Here is a 19124-nt window from a genome sequence, read left to right on the forward strand (position 1 = left end):
ACAGGAATTGTCCGTGCAAGGTAAAACGCGCTGCGCTGGCTTAATCCATATTTGCGCTGCCCAATGGGGGGCAGCGCAAATTACAGTTAACTGGAGGGAGCTAGATCATGCCGAGTTATTCCGGACGCATCGCTGCGATAGCGCTGCTAAGTATGTCCTGTACGTTGTTGCTGGCCCAGCCCGCTTGGGCTGAGCTGGGCGGCAATCCTATGACACTGCCTGCTGGTGCGATCAGCAACAATTTGCCGTCTTCGGTGATGCGTCCGGCTTCGGCTGCCGCAAAAACCGCGGGTGCGTCTGCGCCACAAGCAGCCGGGTTATTTACCGTGCGCGAGACCACGCTGGCGACAGGTACCGTGGTGCGTGAATACCTCAGCGCATCGGGCAAGGTGTTCGGCCTGAGCTGGAATGGGCCGCGCATGCCTGATCTTGGCAGCTTGCTGGGGCAGTACTTTCCGCAGTATGTCGCGGGTGTCGAGGCCGTGCGTGCGCAGCGCGGCGGCGGGCTCGGCCCAGCGCTTGTTGATCTGAAGGGTCTGGTGGTGTACTCCGGTGGCCATATGGGCGCTTTCTCCGGGCGAGCCTGGTTGCCACAGGCGCTGCCTGCTGGCTTCAGCGGTTCCGCTATCCAGTGACGCCGGGGAGATCTGCCATGCTATTCACAACACATTTCAAACAACTCGCGTCGGTGCTCTCCTGTGCGGCGCTGTTGTCACTCGCCGCTTGCGGCGGCAGCGACGGTAACAGCAACAACAGCAGCGGTGGCGGCAATGGCATTGATTCGTTGCCAGCCGGGCCGACGATGCAGCCTATCGCTGCGACTGCATCGAATACGGTGCCGATTACCGTTAACGGGGGGGTGAACAACAATACCAATATTCCAACAGTCAGCGTGACAGTCTGCGCGCCAGGCTCGAACAATTGTCAGAAAATCGACAATGTTGTCCTCGATACAGGCTCTTACGGTTTACGGATTGTGTCGTCGGTGTTGACACCATCGCTGAGTGCCGCGTTGCCACGTGTAACGTCATCAATGGGGCCGTTAGCGGAATGCGCGACCTTTGCGACGGGCTACGCTTGGGGGTCGGTGCGCACGGCTGACGTGAAAGTCGGCGGCGAAAGCGCCTCGGGTATTCCCGTTCAGATAACGGGCGATTTACCGGAATCCAGCGTGCCAGCGAATGGCTGCGTGAATGGTCCTTCGTTTAGCACGGTTCAAGGAGTTGGCGCAAACGGCATTCTGGGCGTGGGTGTGGCACCCTACGATTGCGGCCCAAGTTGTTTCAATGTATTGGCCAGCTCGTATTACGCCTGTTCGACGGAAAGCAGTTGCGCGCCTGTAGGAGTACCACTGGCGCAGCAAGTAGCCAATCCAGTGTTGCGTTTCGCGGTGAACAATAACGGTGTGATCGTTCAGTTACCGCCGGTTCCGAACCGGGGTGTGCCATCGGTGGCTGGAACGTTAGTGTTCGGGATTAACACCCAGCCGAATAACATGCTGAATGGAGTAACGCGGTTATATACCGACCCGTTTGGCAATTTGACGGGCAGCCGGTTCAACGGCAAGCAGATTTCCGTGTTTGTTGATAGCGGCTCGAATGGTTTTTTCTTTGAAGACGCTTCGTTGCAGCTGTGCCAACAACCGTACGCAGGGTTTTATTGTCCCTCGATGGCGCAAACCCGAAACGCTACATTTGTCGGGAAGAACGGCACGCAAAGCAACGTGAGCTTTAACATTGCCAATGCTTCCGTCTTGTTTGAAAACAGCTCGAACGTTGTCTTTAATAACCTGGCGGGCAAGGCGGCCTTGCCGAATGCGATGATGGTGGGCTTGCCGTTTTTCTTTGGGCGTTATGTCTATTACGGTATGGACCGCAGCGACCTTCCGGGCGGTAATGCTCCGTATATCGCGTTTTAACTTTTGATGTTTGCATGAGCGGCTGAAATAGCCGTCATGATCCGCGTCTGGTGTCACAGGCGCGGATCAGCATCAATCTTCCCCATCTTCAATCTGGCGTTATCCGCCGAAATCCCCTCTCTTTCTTCTGCGCCGGTTACAGCTTGTGCTGAGCCGTACCATGGCTGCAGCGATCATGCCCAACGTCACAAATGAGGTGTCCGGATGCGCATGCTGTGTCCGGAACAGATCGGATAAATAATCAGGCATACTGCGAGTCCCAAGCATAAGTGTATGAACGATCTTATTTTCCTGAATCGCTTCTTATCTTAAAAATAAGATGTCCTGTGTGTGGCGGAATCCGTGCAAGGTGGGATGCGCTGCATTGGCTTGAATCATCCGGTTTGAGGCTGCCTTATTGGGACGGCCCGAGCCATAGTCGAATGAAAGAGGTTTGTTATGTTCAGTTATTCCGGTCGCATCGCCGTACGGGCGATGCTGGGTGTGTCAAGTGCGCTCTTGCTCATTCAGCCCGTCTGGGCGGAGCTTGGCGGTAGTCCGATGGCACTGTCTGCTGGTGCGACCAGTGTTAATTTGCCGTCCCCGGCGAAGCGCGTGGCGTCGGTTGCCGCCCATGCCGCTGGGACGTCTGCACCCCAGGCGGCCGCGTCATTTACCGTGCGCGAGACCACGCTGGCGACAGGCACCGTGGTGCGCGAATACATCGGCGCCTCGGACACGGTGTTTGGCCTGAGCTGGAGTGGGCCGCGGATGCCTGATTTGCGTAGCTTGCTGGGCCAGTATTTTCCGCAGTATGTCGCGGAGGTCGAGGCCATGCGCGCACAGCGTGGCGGCGGGCTTGGGCCGGCGCTTGTCGATCTGAAGGGGCTGGTGGTGCACTCCGGTGGCCATATGGGTGCTTTCTCGGGGCAGGCCTGGGTACCCCAGGCGCTGCCTGCTGGTTTTAGTAGTGCTGCTATTCAGTGATGTAAAGGAAACCTGCCATGTTATTCACAACACATTTTAAACAGTTCGCATCGGTGCTTTCCTGTGTGGCGCTGCTGTCGCTCGCCGCTTGCGGCAGTAGCGAGAACACAGGCCTTGGCGATAGCCAAGATGGCATTAATTCATTGCCCGCCGGGCCGGCTATGCAACCTGTCGCCGCAACTGCGTCGAATACGGTACCGATCACCGTCAATGCGGGCCCAGCCCAAAATATGAACGTGCCAACGGTTAGCGTGACGGTCTGTGCGCCAGGCTCAACGAGCGATTGCCAAACGATCGACAACATTCTCCTCGACAGTGGCTCCTACGGTTTGCGGGTTCTGTCGTCGACACTGAATTCATCGTTGAGCGCCGCGTTGCCGCACGCTACATCGGAGGCAGGGCCGATAGCGGAATGTGCGAATTTTTCATCGGGTTACATGTGGGGTACGGTGCGTACGGTCGACGTGAAAATCGGTGGTGAGACAGCCTCGGGCATTCCGATTCAGGTGGTGGGAGATTTGCCGGAGTCCAGCGTGCCAGCGGTGGGTTGCGCGAATGGGTCTCCAGTGACCACGGTTGCAGATATCGGTGCGAACGGTATATTGGGCGTTGGCGTGGCGTACTCGGATTGCGGCGAAAGCTGTCTTAGCGAGTCGGACAGTCTGTATTACGCTTGTGAGAAGGGCGCTGATTGCGTAGCGGTAGCGATGCCTTTGGCGCAGCAACTGAGCAATCCGGTGCGGCATTTCGCGGTGAACAATAACGGCCTGATTATTCAGTTGCCACCGGTTCCGAACCGGGGCGCGCCATCGGTGACGGGGACGCTGGTGTTCGGAATCAACACCCAGCCCAATAACATGCTGGCTGGAGCGACGCCGCTTTATACGAACGATGCTGGCAAGCTGCCTAACAGCATATTCAACGGCAAGCAGGTTACCGCGTATCTTGATAGCGGTGCAAATGCGAATTATATTACCGATGCATCGTTGTCAAAATGCAGCGGGAAGTACGCTAATTTTTATTGTCCGGCGCAGGCGCAAACCCGAAATGCCACATTTGTGGGGCTAAATGGTGCGAAAAGCGATGCGAGTTTTAACATTGCCAGCGTTTCCGATCTGGTCAAAAACGAGGCGAACGCCGTGTTCAATAATTTTACAGGTTCGGAGGACCGGCCAAATGTGCTGGTCATGGGCTTGCCGTTTTTCTTCGGACGTCATGTTTATTTCGGTATGGACCAGAGCGACACTCCGGATGGCAAAGGGCCCTATATCGCGTTTTAACTTTTGATGTTTGCATGAGCGGCTGAAATAGCCGTCATGATCCGCGTCTGGTGTCACAGGCGCGGATCAGCATCAATCTTCCCCATCTTCATCCGGCGTTATCCGCCGAAATCCCCTCTATTTTTCTGCGCCGGTTACAGCTTGTGCTGAGCCGTACCATGGCTGCAACGATCATGTCCAACGTCACAAATGAGGTGTCCGGATGCGCATGCTGTGTCCGGAGCAGATCGGATAAATAATCAGGCATACTGCGCGTCCCAAGCGTAAGTGTATGAGCGATCTTATTTTCCTGAATTGCTCATTATCTTAAAAATAAGATGTCCTGTATGTGGCGGAATCCGTGCAAGGTGGGATGCGCTGCATTGGCTTGAATCATCCGGTTTGAGGCTGCCTTATTGGGACGGCCCGAGCCATAGTCGAATGAAAGAGGTTTGTTATGTTCAGTTATTCCGGTCGCATCGCCGTACGGGCGATGCTGGGTGTGTCAAGTGCGCTCTTGCTCATTCAGCCCGTCTGGGCGGAGCTTGGCGGTAGTCCGATGGCACTGTCTGCTGGTGCGACCAGTGTTAATTTGCCGTCCCCGGCGAAGCGCGTGGCGTCGGTTGCCGCCCATGCCGCTGGGACGTCTGCACCCCAGGCGGCCGCGTCATTTACCGTGCGCGAGACCACGCTGGCGACAGGCACCGTGGTGCGCGAATACATCAGCGCCTCGGGCACGGTGTTTGGCCTGAGCTGGAGCGGGCCGAGGATGCCTGATTTGCGTAGCTTGCTGGGCCAGTATTTTCCGCAGTATGTCGCGGAGGTCGAGGCCATGCGCGCACAGCGTGGCGGCGGGCTTGGGCCGGCGCTTGTCGATCTGAAGGGGCTGGTGGTGCACTCCGGTGGCCATATGGGTGCTTTTTCGGGGCAGGCCTGGGTACCCCAGGCGCTGCCTGCTGGTTTTAGTAGTGCTGCTATTCAGTGATGTAAAGGAAACCTGCCATGTTATTCACAACACATTTTAAACAGTTCGCATCGGTGCTTTCCTGTGTGGCGCTGCTGTCACTCGCCGCTTGCGGCAGTAGCGAGAGCACAGGCCTTGGCGATAGCCAAGATGGCATTAATTCATTGCCCGCCGGGCCGACGATGCAACCTGTCGCCGCAACTGCGTCGAATACGGTACCGATCACCGTCAATGCGGGATCGGCCAAAAATATCAACGTGCCAATGGTCAGCGTGACGGTCTGTGCGTCAGGCTCAACGAGCGATTGCCAAACGATCGACAACATCCTTCTAGACACGGGCTCTGACGGTTTGCGGGTTATGTCGTCAGCGCTGAACTCATCGTTGAGCGCTGCGCTGCCGCACGCTACATCGGAGGCAGGGCCGTTAGCACAATGTGCGAACTTTGCATCGGGTTACATGTGGGGTACGGTGCGCACGGTCGACGTGAAAATCGGTGGTGAGACCGCCTCGGGCATTCCGATTCAGGTGGTGGGAGATTTGCCGGAGTCCAGCGTGCCGGAAAATGGTTGTGCGAATGGCCCAGCAGTGAAAACGGCCAAGGATCTGGGCGCGAACGGTATTCTGGGTATGGGTACGAGGTACAACGATTGCGGCGAAAAATGTCTCAGCGAGTCGGACAGCGAGTATTACGCTTGCGATGAGGGTGCCGAGTGCGCCCAGGCAGCGGTGCCCTTGGCGCAGCAACTGAGCAATCCGGTGCGGCATTTCGCGGTGAACAATAATGGCATGATTCTTCAGTTGCCGCCGGTTCCGAACCGGGGTGCGGCATCGGTGACTGGAACATTAGTGTTCGGAATCAATACTCAGCCGAATAACGCGTTGAATGCCACAACCCAGCTTTATACCAATGGGGTGGGTAATTTGCCGGGTAGCTTGTTCAACGGCAAGCAGGTTAACGCGTTTTTTGATAGTGGTGCGTATGTCAATTTCTTTACCGACGATTCGTTGACGAAGTGCAGCGGAAAGGAGGCTGATTTTTATTGCCCGGCGAAGCCACAAACCCGAAGCGTCACCCTTGTGGGGCAGAACGGTACGACAGGCAATGTGAGCTTTAACGTTGCCAGCGCTTCGACCTTGTTCAAACAAGGGGCAAACGTCGCATTTAATAACCTGGCGGGCCCGTCGGGTGCTGACAAGCTGGATTGGTTTGCTCTGGGCTTGCCGTTTTTCTTCGGACGTCATGTTTATTTCGGTATGGACCAGAGCGACACTCCGGATGGCAAAGGGCCCTATGTCGCGTTTTAATTTTTAATGTCTGCATGACCGGCTGAAATAGCCGGAATGATCCGCGCCTGTGATCGCAGGCGTGGATCATCCTCATCTTCTGCTTCTTCCCCATTCTCTTCCCCCGCCGCTTCAACCCGGCGTGATCCGCCGAAATACCCCCTTTTTCCTGTCCTGATCCGTCAATGGCTGGCGCTACGGCGCGGCAATAATCGCTGCTATTCAAACTGGCGGCATGCCGCGATCGTGTTTCTGGAACCTTTAAACGGGTTCCCGAGCGCGCCTGGAGAGCCTGGTGGCAGAGGACAGCGACCTCGAAAAAACCGAATCAGCCACCCCCGGCGTCTTGAGAAAGCCCGGGAGGAAGGCCAAGTCGTGCGCTCGCGCGAACTGACGTCGTTCGCGCTGCTCTCGGCGGGCTTTTTGGGCATGTGGGCGCTGGCGGTACCTATCGGCGAGCATTTTCAACTGATGCTGCGCCAGGCATTCAGCTTCAATCACGCGACTGTATTTGATACTCACCGGATGCTCTCGGATGCCGCGCTGATCAGCCGCGAAGGGTTGCTGGCGTTGTTGCCGGTCCTCGCCTTGACGGGCGCGGCGGCGCTTTTCGCTCCGATTGCGCTGGGCGGATGGCTGATTTCCGCCAAATCGCTCGAGCCGAAATTCAGCCGCCTCAATCCCATCGCGGGGCTGGGCCGCATGTTTTCGATCAACGGGCCCGTGCAACTGGGTATGTCGCTGGCCAAGACGCTGGTGGTGGGCGGTATTGGCAGTTGGGCGCTCTGGCAGCGCAAGGAAGACCTGCTCGGCCTGGTGACTCAGCCGGTCGATATGGCACTGGCGAATGCCGGCCATTTGATTGCTGTGTGCTGCGCGTTGACGGTTGCGGGCATGTTCTTCGTCGCGGCGCTGGATGTGCCGTATCAGCTTTGGCAGCACAGCAAGAAACTGCGCATGACAAAAGAAGAAGTCAAACGCGAGCACCGCGAAAACGAAGGCGACCCGCATGTGAAAGGCCGTATCCGGGCGCAGCAGCGAGCGATGGCGCGGCGCCGGATGATGACGCATGTGCCGCAGGCCGATGTGGTGGTGACCAATCCGACGCATTTCGCGGTGGCGCTGCAGTACACCGATGGCGAGATGCGCGCACCGAAGGTCGTGGCCAAGGGCGTGAACCTGGTCGCGGCGCGCATCCGCGAACTCGCTGTCGAACATCAGGTGCCGTTGCTCGAAGCACCCCCCCTCGCGCGTGCGCTCTATCACAACGTGGACATTGGCCATGAGATTCCTGGCCCGCTCTATGGGGCGGTGGCCGAGGTGCTTGCCTGGGTGTATCAGTTGCGCCGCTTCGATACCGAAGGGGGTGACGCACCACGCGCTCCCACGCATCTGGACGTTCCCGCCGAGCTGGATCAGGGCGGAGTGACAGAAGAAGACGCGCGCACGGAAGAGGAAGAGGCGCTCGCCACCGAGGCAGCCGCATCCGCTAACCGGAGTTCAGCGGCATGAACGTGCGTGCAGGCTTTTTCGCCCGTCGTCCCGACGCGTTAGGTGGGGCCAGCTTGCGCGCCCTCGCGGGGCCGGTGCTGATCTGCATGATCCTCGGCATGATGATCCTGCCGTTGCCGCCATTTCTGCTGGACTTGCTGTTCACCTTCAACATCGCGCTTTCCGTGATGGTGCTGCTGGTCAGCATGTACACGATGAAGCCGCTCGATTTCGCCGCGTTTCCCAGTGTGTTGCTGTTTTCGACCTTGCTGCGCCTGTCGCTCAACGTTGCCTCGACGCGTGTCGTGCTGCTTGAGGGCCATACCGGGCCCGACGCCGCGGGTCAGGTAATCGAGGCGTTTGGTCACTTTCTGGTGGGCGGCAACTTCGCCGTGGGGATCGTGGTGTTTGTGATCCTGATGCTGATCAACTTCATGGTCATTACCAAGGGCGCCGGACGGATCGCCGAAGTGTCCGCGCGCTTCACGCTCGACGCGATGCCCGGCAAGCAGATGGCCATCGACGCGGATCTCAACGCGGGTCTGATCAACGAAGACCAGGCACGCAAGCGGCGTCTGGAAGTGGCGCAGGAAGCCGAGTTCTACGGCTCGATGGATGGTGCAAGCAAGTTCGTGCGTGGCGATGCGATCGCGGGCCTGCTCATCATGCTGATCAATATCATCGGCGGGCTGATTGTCGGCATGGTGCAGCACGACATGGATTTCGCCGCAGCGGGCCGCAATTACACGCTGCTGACGATCGGCGATGGGCTGGTGGCGCAGATTCCATCGCTGGTGATCTCGACTGCGGCCGGGGTGATCGTCTCGCGCGTGGCCACCAACGAAGATATCGGCACGCAACTCACCGGCCAGCTTTTCACCAATCCGCGTGTGCTGATGATTACCGGCTGCATTCTGGTGCTGATGGGCCTGATTCCGGGCATGCCGCATTTTGCGTTTTTGCTGCTGGGTGGCGGCGCGATCCAGCTAGGCCGGGTGATGCAACGCAAGGCCGCGCAGCGCGCCATCGAACCCACGCTCGCGGAGATTCCGCCTGCGGTGCTCGATTCGGCAGAGCGCAACGAAGCGAGCTGGGATGACGTGACGATGATCGATCCGCTGGGGCTGGAAGTAGGCTACGGCTTGATCCAGCTGGTGGACGCACAATCCGATGGCGAGTTGCTGAAACGGATCAAGGGCATTCGCAAGAAGTTCGCGCAAGAGATCGGTTTTCTGCCACCCGTGATTCATATCCGCGACAATCTCGAGCTGCGTCCCAACGGTTACCGCATCGCGCTCAAAGGCGTGGAGATAGGTTCGGGCGAAGCGTTTCCGGGGCAGTGGCTGGCGATTAATCCCGGGCAGGTCAGCGCGGCGCTGCCCGGGGCGATGACGACCGATCCAGCGTTTGGTCTGCCCGCGGTCTGGATTGATATCTCGCGGCGCGAAGAGGCTCAGGTGTATGGCTACACCGTGGTCGATGCCAGCACCGTGGTGGCCACGCATCTGAATCATCTGGTGGTCACGCATGCCTCGGAGTTGCTCGGCCGTCACGAGGTCCAGTCGCTGCTAGACCGGGTGGCCAAAGACAGCCCGTCACTGGTGGAAGAACTGGTGCCGAAGGCGCTATCGCTGACGACCTTGCAAAAAGTGCTGCAAAACCTGCTCGAAGAAGGGGTGCCGATCCGCGATATGCGTTCGATTCTCGAAGCACTGGCCGAACACGCACCCAAACTCAACGATGCCCATGAACTCACCGCTGCTGTCCGGCTGGCGCTGGGGCGAGCGATTACACAGCAATGGTTTCCCGGTAACGGCGAGATGCAGGTGATCGGGCTCGATTCGAACCTGGAGCGTGTGTTGTCGCAAGCGCTATCGACGGGGCCGCACCCCGGCCTCGAACCCGGTCTTGCGCATAGCTTGCTGAACGAAGCGCAAAAAGCATTGATGTATCAGCAGGGCATGGGCTTGCCACCGGTATTGCTGGTGCAGCATGCATTGCGCCCGATGCTCGCGCGTTTCTTGCGGCGTAGTTTGCCGCAACTGAAAGTGCTCTCGTATGCCGAGGTGCCCGATACGCGCTCGATCAAGATTTCGACCTTGATCGGCGGCTGAGCACACGCGCTGAATTGCCCGAATTGCCCGCGTTTCCCCATCCTGATCCGGCAATCGCCCAAAGGCATGCCGCGAAATAATCGGGTTCATGGGAAGCGGTATCTTGCCGGCCCGCTCAACCGCATCGGGAGGCCAGTTTGAACATTCGTAAATTTGTCGGGGCGACGAGCCGTGACGCTCTACGGCTTGTGCGCGAAGCACTGGGCGCAGATGCCGTCGTGCTGTCGAACCGGACGCGTGACGATGGCTCGGTGGAGATCGCCGCAATGGCAGCGGGTGATCTGGCGACACTCACGCCACCAGGGGCAGCGGTGGCGTCCCAGTTCTCTCCAGCCCCTGTTATGCAGACCGCCGCCGCAGCGCCTGCCGCACGCCCCAATCCTTATGCCAGCGGGATGCCCGATGTGTTCGCCTCGGTGTTTGGCGCGAGTGCCGAACTGGCCAGCGAAGCATCAGCCGATGCTCTGCCGCAAGCGCGTGCTGCGCTGCCAGGTCAGAGCGCTCGCACGATGGCCGAAGCGAACCCCTGGTTGAGCGATTACGCACAAGCGTCTCCTGCGGAGCAGCCTGCGCATGTGGTGGGCAAACACGCCTCGTCGATCACGCCGGCCGATGCCGTCCGCAAAGGCTTGGGCGCACCGGGCGAACGCATCAGCGTGGCATCGTCGGTTGCGGCAAGCGAGACACCCGGATGGGCCCGTGAGGCTGCGCAGCGCGCGGCCCAGCGTGCCGCCCAACGCGCCACGCCTGATGACTCGGGCGGCTCTGAACCCCGTATCCCGGCGCATGCCTCTGCTGCCAGCCCGTCAGTTGCCGCGGTGAGCGAAGCCATCAAGACGCGCATGGAGCAAGTGGTGAACGACACCGTGATGCATGAGCTGGCGTCGATGCGCGAGATGATGGAAACGCATTTTGCTGGTCTGCAATGGGCGGAGCGTCAGCGCCGCAGCCCGATGCATGCTGCGCTGACACGGCAGCTTTTTGCCACGGGGTTTTCCGCACAACTGGTGCGCAAGCTGGTGGATAAGCTACCCGAGGTCGATCACCTGGACGCCGCGATGGCTTGGGTGCATTCGGTTCTTGAAACCAATTTGCCGGTGATGGCGAACGAAGACGCGCTTCTCGAACAAGGCGGCGTATTCGCCTTGATGGGGCCGACGGGGGCGGGCAAGACCACCACCACGGCCAAACTCGCCGCGCGTTGCGTGATGCGTTTTGGCGCGAGCAAGGTCGCGCTGCTGACGACGGACAGTTACCGCATCGGCGGACACGAACAGCTGCGCATCTACGGACGCATTCTGGGCGTCGCCGTCCATGCAGTGAAAGACACCGCCGATTTACAGCTCGCGCTCTCTGAGTTGCGCAACAAGCACATCGTGCTGATCGACACGATTGGCATGAGCCAGCGCGACCGCCTGGTTGCGGAGCAGATTGCCATGCTGTGCAACGCTGGACGACGCGTGCAGCGTTTGCTTTTGCTCAATGCGACGAGCCATGGCGACACGCTCAATGAAGTGGTTCAGGCATACCAGAGCACGGACGATACCGAACCGCTCGCAGGCTGCATTCTGACGAAGCTCGACGAAGCTACGCATCTGGGCAGCGCGCTTGATACCGTGATTCGCTATCGCTTGCCGGTGCATTACGTCTCGACTGGACAAAAAGTACCGGAAAACCTGTATGTCGCAACGTGCTCCTTTTTGCTGAAAAGTGCATTTTGTGTGCCGCGTGCGCACTCGCCGTTCGTTCCTGAGGACGATGATTTTCCCGGGTTGCTCTCCGAGCCTGCCGCGCGCGCAGGAGCCGATTTGCGCGAGGTTCGCTTTGGATAAATACGTCGCGGACCAGGCTGAAGGATTGCGCCGGATGCTGGCCCATAGCCGCTCGCGCGTTCTCGCGGTGGTCAGTGCAACAGCGGGTGCAGGGAGCACGACGGTTGTCGTCAATCTGGCGGCGGCGCTCGCGCTCCAGGGCAAGGATGTGCTGGTGCTTGATGAGAGCGTGGGCGGGTTATCGGTGAGCGCGATGCTTGGAGGCTTGCGCGGTGTGGGCCAGGCGAATGCCGTGCTGAATGGCGAAGCCGCCTTGGAGCAGGCTGCGGCACGCCATGCGCTGGGCTTTGCGGTGCTGGCGGCGCCTCATTGCATGACGGGCATGAGGGGCATGACGGGTGAGCCCGATGCATCTGCGGCAGCCATGGCGCCACGTTACGACGCCTTGCTGAATGGGGCGGCCGATATCGTGCTGATTGACGCCCGGCTCGACGCGCACGGCTCGCTGTCCGGGCTGGCATTGCAAGCGCATGACGTGATGCTTGTCACACGCGTAACAGCCGCTGAGATCACCGAAACCTATGCTTGCCTGAAGCGTTTGCACTACGTGCATGGGCTCGCCCAGTTCCGGGTGCTGGCCAATCACGTGCAGCGCGCAAGCAACGCGCAAACCGCTTTCCGTAATCTCGCGGCTGTGGCGGGCCGCTATCTCGGCATCGCGCTGGGAGATGCCGGCCACATCATGAACGATACGCAGATCGCACGGGCTCTGGCGTTATCGCGTTGTCTTGTGGAGGCGTTTCCGTCGACGCTGGCCGCCGCTGCGCTGCGTCAGCTGGCGGCCATCTTGATGCACTGGCCGCAACGCGAGACGTCACTTTTGCCTCATAGGCATCACGCAGAGATTGCCGTGAGCCCGCCACGGCACGCTGGGCAACCGCTCGCGCGGCACGCCTGAGGCCGCGCGGCATACGAACCAGGGGAAGGGGAGCACGATGTACAACGCTCAGGGAAAAATTTCCCAGGCTGATGTTCTAACTCAGTACGCACCCCTTGTGCGTCGGCTGGGCTTGCAACTGGTCGCGCGCATGCCGGCGAGTGTTGATCTGGACGATCTGATTCAGGCGGGGATGATCGGGTTGCTTGATGCGGCGACCCGTTACAAGGAAGACCAGGGCGCGCAGTTCGAAACTTACGCCAGCCAGCGGATTCGTGGCGCGATGCTCGACGAGTTGCGCAGTAGCGATTGGCTGCCACGCAGCTTGCGGCGCACTTCGCGCGAAGTCGAACGGGCGGTGCAAAAGGTCGAACAGCATGCGGGACGTGCCGCGAGCGAAAGTGAAATCGCCGATCACCTGAAGATGCCGCTGGATGAATACCAGACGCTTTTGCAGGAATTGCATGGCAGCCAGTTGATCTATTACGAGGACTTCGACCGCTCCGCTGAAGATGAGCCGTTTTTGGACCGTCATTGCGTGGACCGGGCCGATCCGCTTTCGGCATTGCTCGACGAGAGCTTGCGCGAGGCGCTGGTGGAAGCGATCGAGCGCTTGCCGGAGCGCGAGAAGCTCCTGATGTCGCTCTATTACGAACGCGGTATGAACCTGCGGGAAATTGGCGCGGTGATGGAAGTGAGCGAATCGCGCGTGTGCCAGTTGCATAGTCAGGCGGTTGCGCGTTTGCGCGCCCGGCTGCGCGAGGTGGCCTGGGTGAGTGCGGCTGCTTGAGCGTGGCTGCCTGAGTGCCTGCCTGAGCGCAGCCGCTCGGGACAGCACGGTGTTTTACAGCAGCATCGAGATATCTACCCAGGCAATGCCGGTGGTTTGCGCGTGATTCGGATGTGCCATGCAGAAGATCAGCCGTTTGCCATCCGGGAAAAACTTCGCGTGTTGCGCTTCGCCGAGAGCGGGGTCCGTCACCTGGGTGACGGTGCCTTTTTCGATGTTGTAGAGATAGAGCGCATAGCCCTTGCCGCCTCGGCCCGATTCGAAAACGATCGTGCGGCCATCGGGCGACCAGGCCGGAGCCCGGCCTTCGTGCGCCGAAGAGTACGCGCTGAGCGAGGCTGCGGTTTCGAGTGGCGAGCTCACGTAAGTGCCATTTTCATACTTGTTGATGAAAATGTAGTTTGCGTCCTGGTTGTAATGGCTCGACGGATTGCCGGGACTTGACCAGTTATCCACGATGGGCTGTCCGGCAAAAACAATTTGCGGCAAATCATTGGGCCCGATGGCCGGCATGCCGCCATACAGTGGAGCCCCTGTGCTCGCACTCGTGCCGCTGATATCAAGCGCGGCTGTCGCGCCGGTGCGATCGAAAACGGTGTTGCAGGGCTTGTGCGTGGCAGCGGGCCCGCTATTTTCCGCGACCAGCAAACTGCCATCGAGACTCCATTGTGGGTAGTCGTAGCCTTCCGTGCCGTTGAGCTGACGCGTCGTGACGCCATTGGCATCGACAATCCAGACGTGAATCGCATCGCCGTTTTTCATGCCGCTGAAGGCTACTTCGTTGGTGCGCCAGCACCATGCCGGACGCGTTTGCTGCATATCCGGGGCGTGGGCATCGAGTAAAAAGCGCACGGGCGTAGCCGCTGCATCGAGGTGGTTGAGCTGGTATAGCTGGGTCGGCCCGCCGCTAGCCTCGGAGCGCTCGAAAATCACAACCTCACCCGTCGCATTGATGGCGGGACGGTAATCGATCTTGCTGGTGTCGGTGGTCAGGAAATTCACGGCCGGAAAAGTGACTATCGGAGGATTGCCTCCATTGCCATTATTGCCACCGTTATTGCCGCCATTATTGCCACCGTTGTTGCCGTTGCCGCTATTGCCATTCGTCGAGGGCGTATCGACTTCACCGCCGCATGCCGCCAGCGTTGATAACCCCGCCCACGCCAAAAAATTTCGTCTTTTCATTTCTCTTCACCTGATCTGTCCGCTGACGCGCTGAGTGGCATGGGCGGCTATGTAGTGATCACTGCGCGTGAGGCGTTGTGCTCATGCTCCGTGACTGCTGTAACAAATCGCGTGAAAAGGTTCCGTTTTGCGGCAATCAATCGGGTTTACGCTCGCTCGGCGTGCGATGTCAGTGCGATGTCATTTCGCCGGGATGCGGCCGTCGGGGCCGTAAAGCGTCGTGGGCTCGGGCCGGACCACTTGCAGCGCGGCTAGCGCGCGGGCGTTGTAGTCCATGCGAGTGGCGATCAGCGCGCCATTGACAAGGTTTAATCCGCGGGCCTGTTCGATGGCTTCTTTCATTCGCGGCCAGAGTGCACCCAGCCTGGCATCGGCGCGGGCCGCCTGTTCCAGGCCCTCACGTCCCGCCGCAAAACCCAGTGCGGAGAGTTGCGCGTCCCGGGTTTGTTCCAGCCGGGCGAGCTGGCCAATCAAGGCCGTTTTTTGTTCAACGAGCGGCGGCAGTGATTCGGCGGGCGATAGCGCCGTGAGCGCGTGCTCTTCCTGAGCGAGCAAGACAGCAAAGGCCAGGACGGCGGCATGTTCATCGGTAACGGTGGCTAGCAGGGCGTCTTTCATCGCAGTTCGCTCGCAAAAAAACACGGGCCCGCGTATGACACGCGAGCCCGTGGGTTCCAGAAACAGATTGTGGCCCGGCGCGCGTGAGCGCACGCCATGGCGCCTAGGTGTTGCCGGGCGGCTCTTGCGGCAGCGCGCGGGTCATGCCCAGCATGCCGTCTGCGATCTTGCCGGCATCGGCCGTGAACGTGCCGTCCTTGAGCGATTGCTTGACCGATTCGACCTGAGCCATGTCGATATCGGCTTCGCCTGACGCCGCCAGGCTGAGTAGTTCTTCCGCGAGTCCCGACAGCTGTACGCGCGCGTCGCCGCGGGCTGTGCCCAGGCTGGCGGCCGGTGCCGTCTGGCGGGATGCCGTGCCAGACGCGGTCTCGCTGCTGGGCGAGCGCGTGAGCGCCGAACTGGCTGGGGCGGGTGTGTGGGAGGTGGGATCGATAGTCACGATGGGCTTTCCGAACGGTATGACTCTTATAACGACAGTCACGAAACGAAACTTTAGCCCAAAACATCACAGACGGATCTCCACTGTCGAGCCGTCTTTGACGATGCCCGTAATGATCTGCCCTGCCGCGGTTTTTACGCGTACAGGTTGGCCTGGAGTGGCATTGTTCAGCGCATTGCCTTCCGCCGAGATCGCAAAGCCCGTGCCTTGCGCGACCACCCGCACCGATTGCCCGATGGAGACCGCCAGGGCGCTCTTCAGCATGTCCCGCCGCAGCGGTAGCCCGGCGGCGATGCGCATCAGCGCGACCGAACCGATCGCTTGCGAGGGCTCGGTGATGACGGCTTGCGGCAGCAAGGTGAGATCGCCTTCTCGCGCCACGAGATCGGTGGCGCTGAGCAACTCGCCGGGTGCGATGGCGCGGGCGGCCAGGTAATAGCTGGCGTGAATCGAGATACGGGCTTGCAGATAGAGCGTCCACGGACGCTCGCCGACGCAGCGCATACCCACTGTGGTGCGGCCCCAGACGCGGGCCCCGTTGGGCAGGAAGGGCTCGGGCGCGGGGCAGGCGGCGAGGCCGCGCGGGAAGATTTTGGCGATGCTGATTTCGACTTTGCCGGGGAGCCCCGTGATTTGCTGCTGGAGAAAGGCGAGTGCGATCTGGCGCAGGGCTTCGCTGTCTTGCTGGCCTGCGGGCGTGCTGCTGGGCATGGGCGCGGCCGCGGTGCGAAGCGGTGGGCGTGGCAGGGACTGGGCGACGGGCGCGTTTTGCGAGGTCGAAGGGGATGAGGCACGGGCATGGCCAGCCGGGGCGCTCGCGGTTTTTTGCAAGGTGCTCGCGCCGGGCCGGACGAGGCCCGGAGGGGTGTTTGCGCTTGGCGGTGCGTTGACGCCAGCCGTGTCATTGGTTGAATTCACCACCACAGAAGTCACGGCGTTGACATTGACGTAGCCGTTTGCCGCCGTCTCGCCTCGGCCTGGAATCACGATGGCATCGCTGGCCTGCATGGCCTGAGTAAAGCGTTCGGGGGCCGGCTCGGGATGAGTTAACTGAACGGGCGGGGTGCTATTCGATGAGGTGGCACGCGTCTCGTGTGCCTCTGTTTCTGTCGCTGCTGTCATGCGCGTGGCCAGCCGGGCGAGTGCGGCGGGATCGCGTTCAGCCGGACCTGGAATCACGATGGGCGCGTCAGCGCCTTCTGTCGTTTGCGCGCGGACACTCAACGGTGCCACTAACGCGGTCGTCAACAGCACCATGCCAAGCCCAGGTGCCATGCGGCCGAACGTACGCGCCGCGGTCTGGCAAGACGTGCGGCACGCGGCAGCGAAAGCAGACAGGGCGGCCATTGTTGATCTCCATCGAACGCAAGAGGACGCATCGCATTCTAGAGGGCCAGGGGGGCGGGCAAACGTCGAATAGAGGCGCGCTTTCCCGGCTATTCATCCGATTGCACGGCGAGCGCGGCTCATAAGATGCTGTACATGCGAAAAGGCTTTTCCAGCCTCGCGCGCTGCTGTTTCGAGTGGCGCCTGGGCGAGCCATAAGCCACGCCTGCAACTGGACTGAATGGAGATGCTGATGCTGGACAAACTCGATGCTGAATTTGCCTTTGGCCGTGAAGCGCTCGGCGTTCGGGCACATCGCCAGGCGTTGCTCTCGTCGAATATTGCTAATGCCGATACGCCGGGTTACCAGGCGCGCGATGTCGATTTCGCTGCTTCGCTGGCAGGCGCGCTCAAGCGCGCCGGAGCGGCAGACAGTAGCGTGAGCGGGATGAGCGCGCCGGGCCAGGCGGCTGCGGCAGGGGTGAGCGTGGTATTGGCGACGACTTCGCCGGGGCATTTGCCTGGGAACGGGCGGGCTGCCGCCAGCGCCAGCGACGACTACGGCAAGTTGCTGTATCGCACGCCGGTGCAACCCGCGCTCGACGGCAACACGGTTGATCTCGATATCGAGCGCGTGCAGTTCGCCGATAACGCGCTGCACTATCAATCGGGCATGACGGTGGTTTCGCAACAGATCAAGACGATGCTCGCGGCGATCACCTCGGGCACTTAATAGCGCGACGCACACGGTCGGGCGCGCACGGTGTGAACACAGGACAAGGAGCGGGTAATCATGGCAACGATGACGAGTATTTTCGAGGTCGCAGGTTCAGCACTGACGGCGCAATCGCAGCGGCTCAACGTGGTGGCATCGAATCTGGCGAATGCCGAGAGCGTCACCGGCCCCGACGGCAAACCCTATAAGGCCAAGCAGGTGGTGTTCGCGGTGCAACCTGCGGGCGGAGGCTACACCGAGTCGGGACAGCAGGTCGGTGGTGTGCGTGTCAGCCGCGTGATCGACGATCCGTCACCCATGAAGACTTCCTACGAGCCCGGCAATCCGGCAGCCAATGCCGAGGGCTATGTGACGCAACCCAACGTTAATCCGGTGCAGGAGATGGTGAACATGATCTCTGCCTCGCGCTCGTACCAGGCCAACGTCGAAACGCTGAACACCGCTAAGCAGCTCATGGCGAAGACCCTCACGATCGGCACTTCCGGCGCTTGAGTGAGTGCCTGAGCGCCGCCTTCCCGAGTCCCGGCTTTTTCCTGTTTTTCCACGCCTTGCATCCGCCCCGCAGCCCTTGAGGAGACTGAATTGACAACCCAAACCACCATCGGCGGCAACGGCGCGGCCGTGTCGGAGCAGTTGCTGGACACGATGAATGGTACGAACAAAAGCACCGGTACCCGTGCGGGCAGCAACACGCTGGCGGGCAATTCGCCGGCTGATCTGCAAGACACTTTCTTGCAACTGCTGATGGCGCAGATGAAAAATCAGGATCCGACGAATCCGATGGACAGCTCGCAGATGACCTCGCAGATTGCTCAGATCAACACCGTCACCGGCATCGGCCAGTTGAATGCTTCGCTGGCTTCGCTGTCGACGCAGCTCACGGCGGGGCAGCAAACCCAGGCGGCGGCGCTGAAGCAAAGCGTTGTGTTGACACCGGGCAACGCCATGGCCGTGGCAGATGGCAAGGCCACGCCTGTTGGCGTGCAACTGGCCAGTGACGCAACCAGCGTCAAGATTGAAATCAGGAATTCAGCGGGCCAGATCGTCAAGACACTCGATCTCGGCAACCTGAAAGCCGGTACGGTTCCCGTGGCCTGGACGCCGATCGATGATGCGGGCAATCCGCTGCCGGATGGCAACTACACCATTACCTCGAGCGCGACGATTGGTGGCAAGACGGGCGTGCCGACCACGCTGACCGCAGCCCAGGTGCTGGGTGTCGTGCGGCAGGCCGATGGCACTGCGGGGCTGGTGCTGTCGAACGGCAGCACGATCGGGTTGAATGGCGTCGCCGCGATTCTTTAAGCGCCGGGCTTTTTA

General features: G+C 60.4%; 17 protein-coding genes and 1 pseudogene. 14 read left to right on the forward strand and 4 right to left on the reverse strand.

The features are described from left to right. The first annotated feature begins 107 nt into the window (after positions 1–107). The 11 genes and pseudogenes from GH657_RS01700 (at position 108) to GH657_RS01750 (ending at position 13497) form a co-directional block, all read left to right on the forward strand. Positions 108–635: a DUF2844 domain-containing protein gene (locus GH657_RS01700; protein WP_153099097.1), complete on the forward strand. Its 528-nt coding sequence runs from the start codon at positions 108–110 to the stop codon at positions 633–635. 17 nt (positions 636–652) lie between these two features. Next, on the forward strand, positions 653–1918 hold the full coding sequence (locus GH657_RS01705; RefSeq protein ID WP_153099098.1) for a DUF3443 domain-containing protein: 1266 nt from the start codon (positions 653–655) through the stop codon (positions 1916–1918). A gap of 438 nt (positions 1919–2356) precedes the next feature. Continuing rightward, complete coding sequence (locus tag GH657_RS01710; RefSeq protein WP_153099099.1) at positions 2357–2884, forward strand: DUF2844 domain-containing protein; 528 nt, start codon at positions 2357–2359, stop codon at positions 2882–2884. 17 nt (positions 2885–2901) lie between these two features. Next, positions 2902–4164 (forward strand): DUF3443 family protein, encoded by a 1263-nt coding sequence (locus tag GH657_RS01715; RefSeq protein ID WP_153099100.1) that lies wholly within the window; start codon positions 2902–2904, stop codon positions 4162–4164. Between the two features lie 436 nt (positions 4165–4600). Further along, entirely contained in the window at positions 4601–5128 is a 528-nt protein-coding gene (locus GH657_RS01720) for a DUF2844 domain-containing protein (RefSeq protein ID WP_153099101.1), read from the forward strand. Positions 5129–5145: 17 nt separating this feature from the next. Further along, positions 5146–6414, forward strand: a complete 1269-nt coding sequence (locus GH657_RS01725) for a DUF3443 domain-containing protein (protein WP_153099102.1) — start codon at positions 5146–5148, stop codon at positions 6412–6414. A 274-nt stretch (positions 6415–6688) separates the two neighbouring features. Beyond that, positions 6689–7905: pseudogene (gene flhB, locus GH657_RS01730) on the forward strand (flagellar biosynthesis protein FlhB). After that, a complete protein-coding gene (gene flhA, locus GH657_RS01735; protein WP_153099103.1) occupies positions 7902–9998 on the forward strand; it encodes a flagellar biosynthesis protein FlhA in 2097 nt (698 codons plus the stop codon). The pseudogene flhB and the gene flhA overlap by 4 nt, the downstream one beginning before the upstream one ends. Before the next feature lie 137 nt (positions 9999–10135). Continuing rightward, on the forward strand, positions 10136–11830 hold the full coding sequence (flhF, locus tag GH657_RS01740; protein WP_153099104.1) for a flagellar biosynthesis GTPase FlhF: 1695 nt from the start codon (positions 10136–10138) through the stop codon (positions 11828–11830). After that, the gene (locus tag GH657_RS01745; RefSeq protein WP_153099105.1) at positions 11823–12728 is read left to right on the forward strand and encodes a P-loop NTPase; all 906 of its coding nucleotides are present in this window, start codon (positions 11823–11825) and stop codon (positions 12726–12728) included. The genes flhF and GH657_RS01745 overlap by 8 nt, the downstream gene beginning before the upstream one ends. Positions 12729–12765: 37 nt before the next feature. Then, positions 12766–13497: an RNA polymerase sigma factor FliA gene (locus GH657_RS01750; protein WP_153099106.1), complete on the forward strand. Its 732-nt coding sequence runs from the start codon at positions 12766–12768 to the stop codon at positions 13495–13497. A gap of 54 nt (positions 13498–13551) precedes the next feature. On the opposite strand, the gene GH657_RS01755 is transcribed toward GH657_RS01750, so the two are convergent. From GH657_RS01755 to flgA, 4 genes are all read right to left on the reverse strand, one after another. Beyond that, a complete protein-coding gene (locus GH657_RS01755) occupies positions 13552–14682 on the reverse strand; it encodes a TolB family protein (protein WP_153099107.1) in 1131 nt (376 codons plus the stop codon). Positions 14683–14862: 180 nt separating this feature from the next. Continuing rightward, the gene (locus tag GH657_RS01760; RefSeq protein WP_153099108.1) at positions 14863–15300 is read right to left on the reverse strand and encodes a flagella synthesis protein FlgN; all 438 of its coding nucleotides are present in this window, start codon (positions 15298–15300) and stop codon (positions 14863–14865) included. A gap of 103 nt (positions 15301–15403) precedes the next feature. Further along, a complete protein-coding gene (gene flgM / locus GH657_RS01765; protein WP_153099109.1) occupies positions 15404–15742 on the reverse strand; it encodes a flagellar biosynthesis anti-sigma factor FlgM in 339 nt (112 codons plus the stop codon). A gap of 66 nt (positions 15743–15808) precedes the next feature. Next, the gene (gene flgA, locus GH657_RS01770; RefSeq protein WP_153099110.1) at positions 15809–17089 is read right to left on the reverse strand and encodes a flagellar basal body P-ring formation chaperone FlgA; all 1281 of its coding nucleotides are present in this window, start codon (positions 17087–17089) and stop codon (positions 15809–15811) included. A 232-nt stretch (positions 17090–17321) separates the two neighbouring features. Here flgA and GH657_RS01775 point away from each other — a divergent pair, with 232 nt between their 5' ends. The 3 genes from GH657_RS01775 (at position 17322) to GH657_RS01785 (ending at position 19109) form a co-directional block, all read left to right on the forward strand. Beyond that, positions 17322–17801 (forward strand): flagellar basal body protein, encoded by a 480-nt coding sequence (locus GH657_RS01775; protein ID WP_153099111.1) that lies wholly within the window; start codon positions 17322–17324, stop codon positions 17799–17801. A gap of 60 nt (positions 17802–17861) precedes the next feature. Next, positions 17862–18296 (forward strand): flagellar basal body rod protein FlgC, encoded by a 435-nt coding sequence (gene flgC / locus GH657_RS01780; RefSeq protein ID WP_153099112.1) that lies wholly within the window; start codon positions 17862–17864, stop codon positions 18294–18296. 90 nt (positions 18297–18386) lie between these two features. Further along, positions 18387–19109, forward strand: coding sequence for a flagellar hook assembly protein FlgD (locus GH657_RS01785; RefSeq protein WP_153099113.1), 723 nt, complete (start codon positions 18387–18389; stop codon positions 19107–19109). Positions 19110–19124: the final 15 nt, after the last annotated feature.

It is taken from the genome of Paraburkholderia hayleyella, assembly GCF_009455685.1.
GTDB classification, from domain to species: Bacteria; Pseudomonadota; Gammaproteobacteria; order Burkholderiales; family Burkholderiaceae; genus Paraburkholderia; species Paraburkholderia hayleyella.

Bases quoted from the DNA above. Each gene is read 5' to 3' on its own strand.
- GH657_RS01750 (WP_153099106.1), top strand. From the start codon at position 12,766: ATGTACAACGCTCAGGGAAAAATTTCCCAGGCTGATGTTCTAACTCAG.
- GH657_RS01715 (WP_153099100.1), top strand. From the start codon at position 2,902: ATGTTATTCACAACACATTTTAAACAGTTCGCATCGGTGCTTTCCTGT.
- GH657_RS01755 (WP_153099107.1), bottom strand. From the start codon at position 14,682: ATGAAAAGACGAAATTTTTTGGCGTGGGCGGGGTTATCAACGCTGGCG.
- GH657_RS01705 (WP_153099098.1), top strand. From the start codon at position 653: ATGCTATTCACAACACATTTCAAACAACTCGCGTCGGTGCTCTCCTGT.
- GH657_RS01700 (WP_153099097.1), top strand. From the start codon at position 108: ATGCCGAGTTATTCCGGACGCATCGCTGCGATAGCGCTGCTAAGTATG.
- flhA (WP_153099103.1), top strand. From the start codon at position 7,902: ATGAACGTGCGTGCAGGCTTTTTCGCCCGTCGTCCCGACGCGTTAGGT.
- flgA (WP_153099110.1), bottom strand. From the start codon at position 17,089: ATGGCCGCCCTGTCTGCTTTCGCTGCCGCGTGCCGCACGTCTTGCCAG.
- flgC (WP_153099112.1), top strand. From the start codon at position 17,862: ATGGCAACGATGACGAGTATTTTCGAGGTCGCAGGTTCAGCACTGACG.
- GH657_RS01775 (WP_153099111.1), top strand. From the start codon at position 17,322: ATGCTGGACAAACTCGATGCTGAATTTGCCTTTGGCCGTGAAGCGCTC.
- GH657_RS01725 (WP_153099102.1), top strand. From the start codon at position 5,146: ATGTTATTCACAACACATTTTAAACAGTTCGCATCGGTGCTTTCCTGT.
- GH657_RS01710 (WP_153099099.1), top strand. From the start codon at position 2,357: ATGTTCAGTTATTCCGGTCGCATCGCCGTACGGGCGATGCTGGGTGTG.
- GH657_RS01760 (WP_153099108.1), bottom strand. From the start codon at position 15,300: ATGAAAGACGCCCTGCTAGCCACCGTTACCGATGAACATGCCGCCGTC.
- GH657_RS01720 (WP_153099101.1), top strand. From the start codon at position 4,601: ATGTTCAGTTATTCCGGTCGCATCGCCGTACGGGCGATGCTGGGTGTG.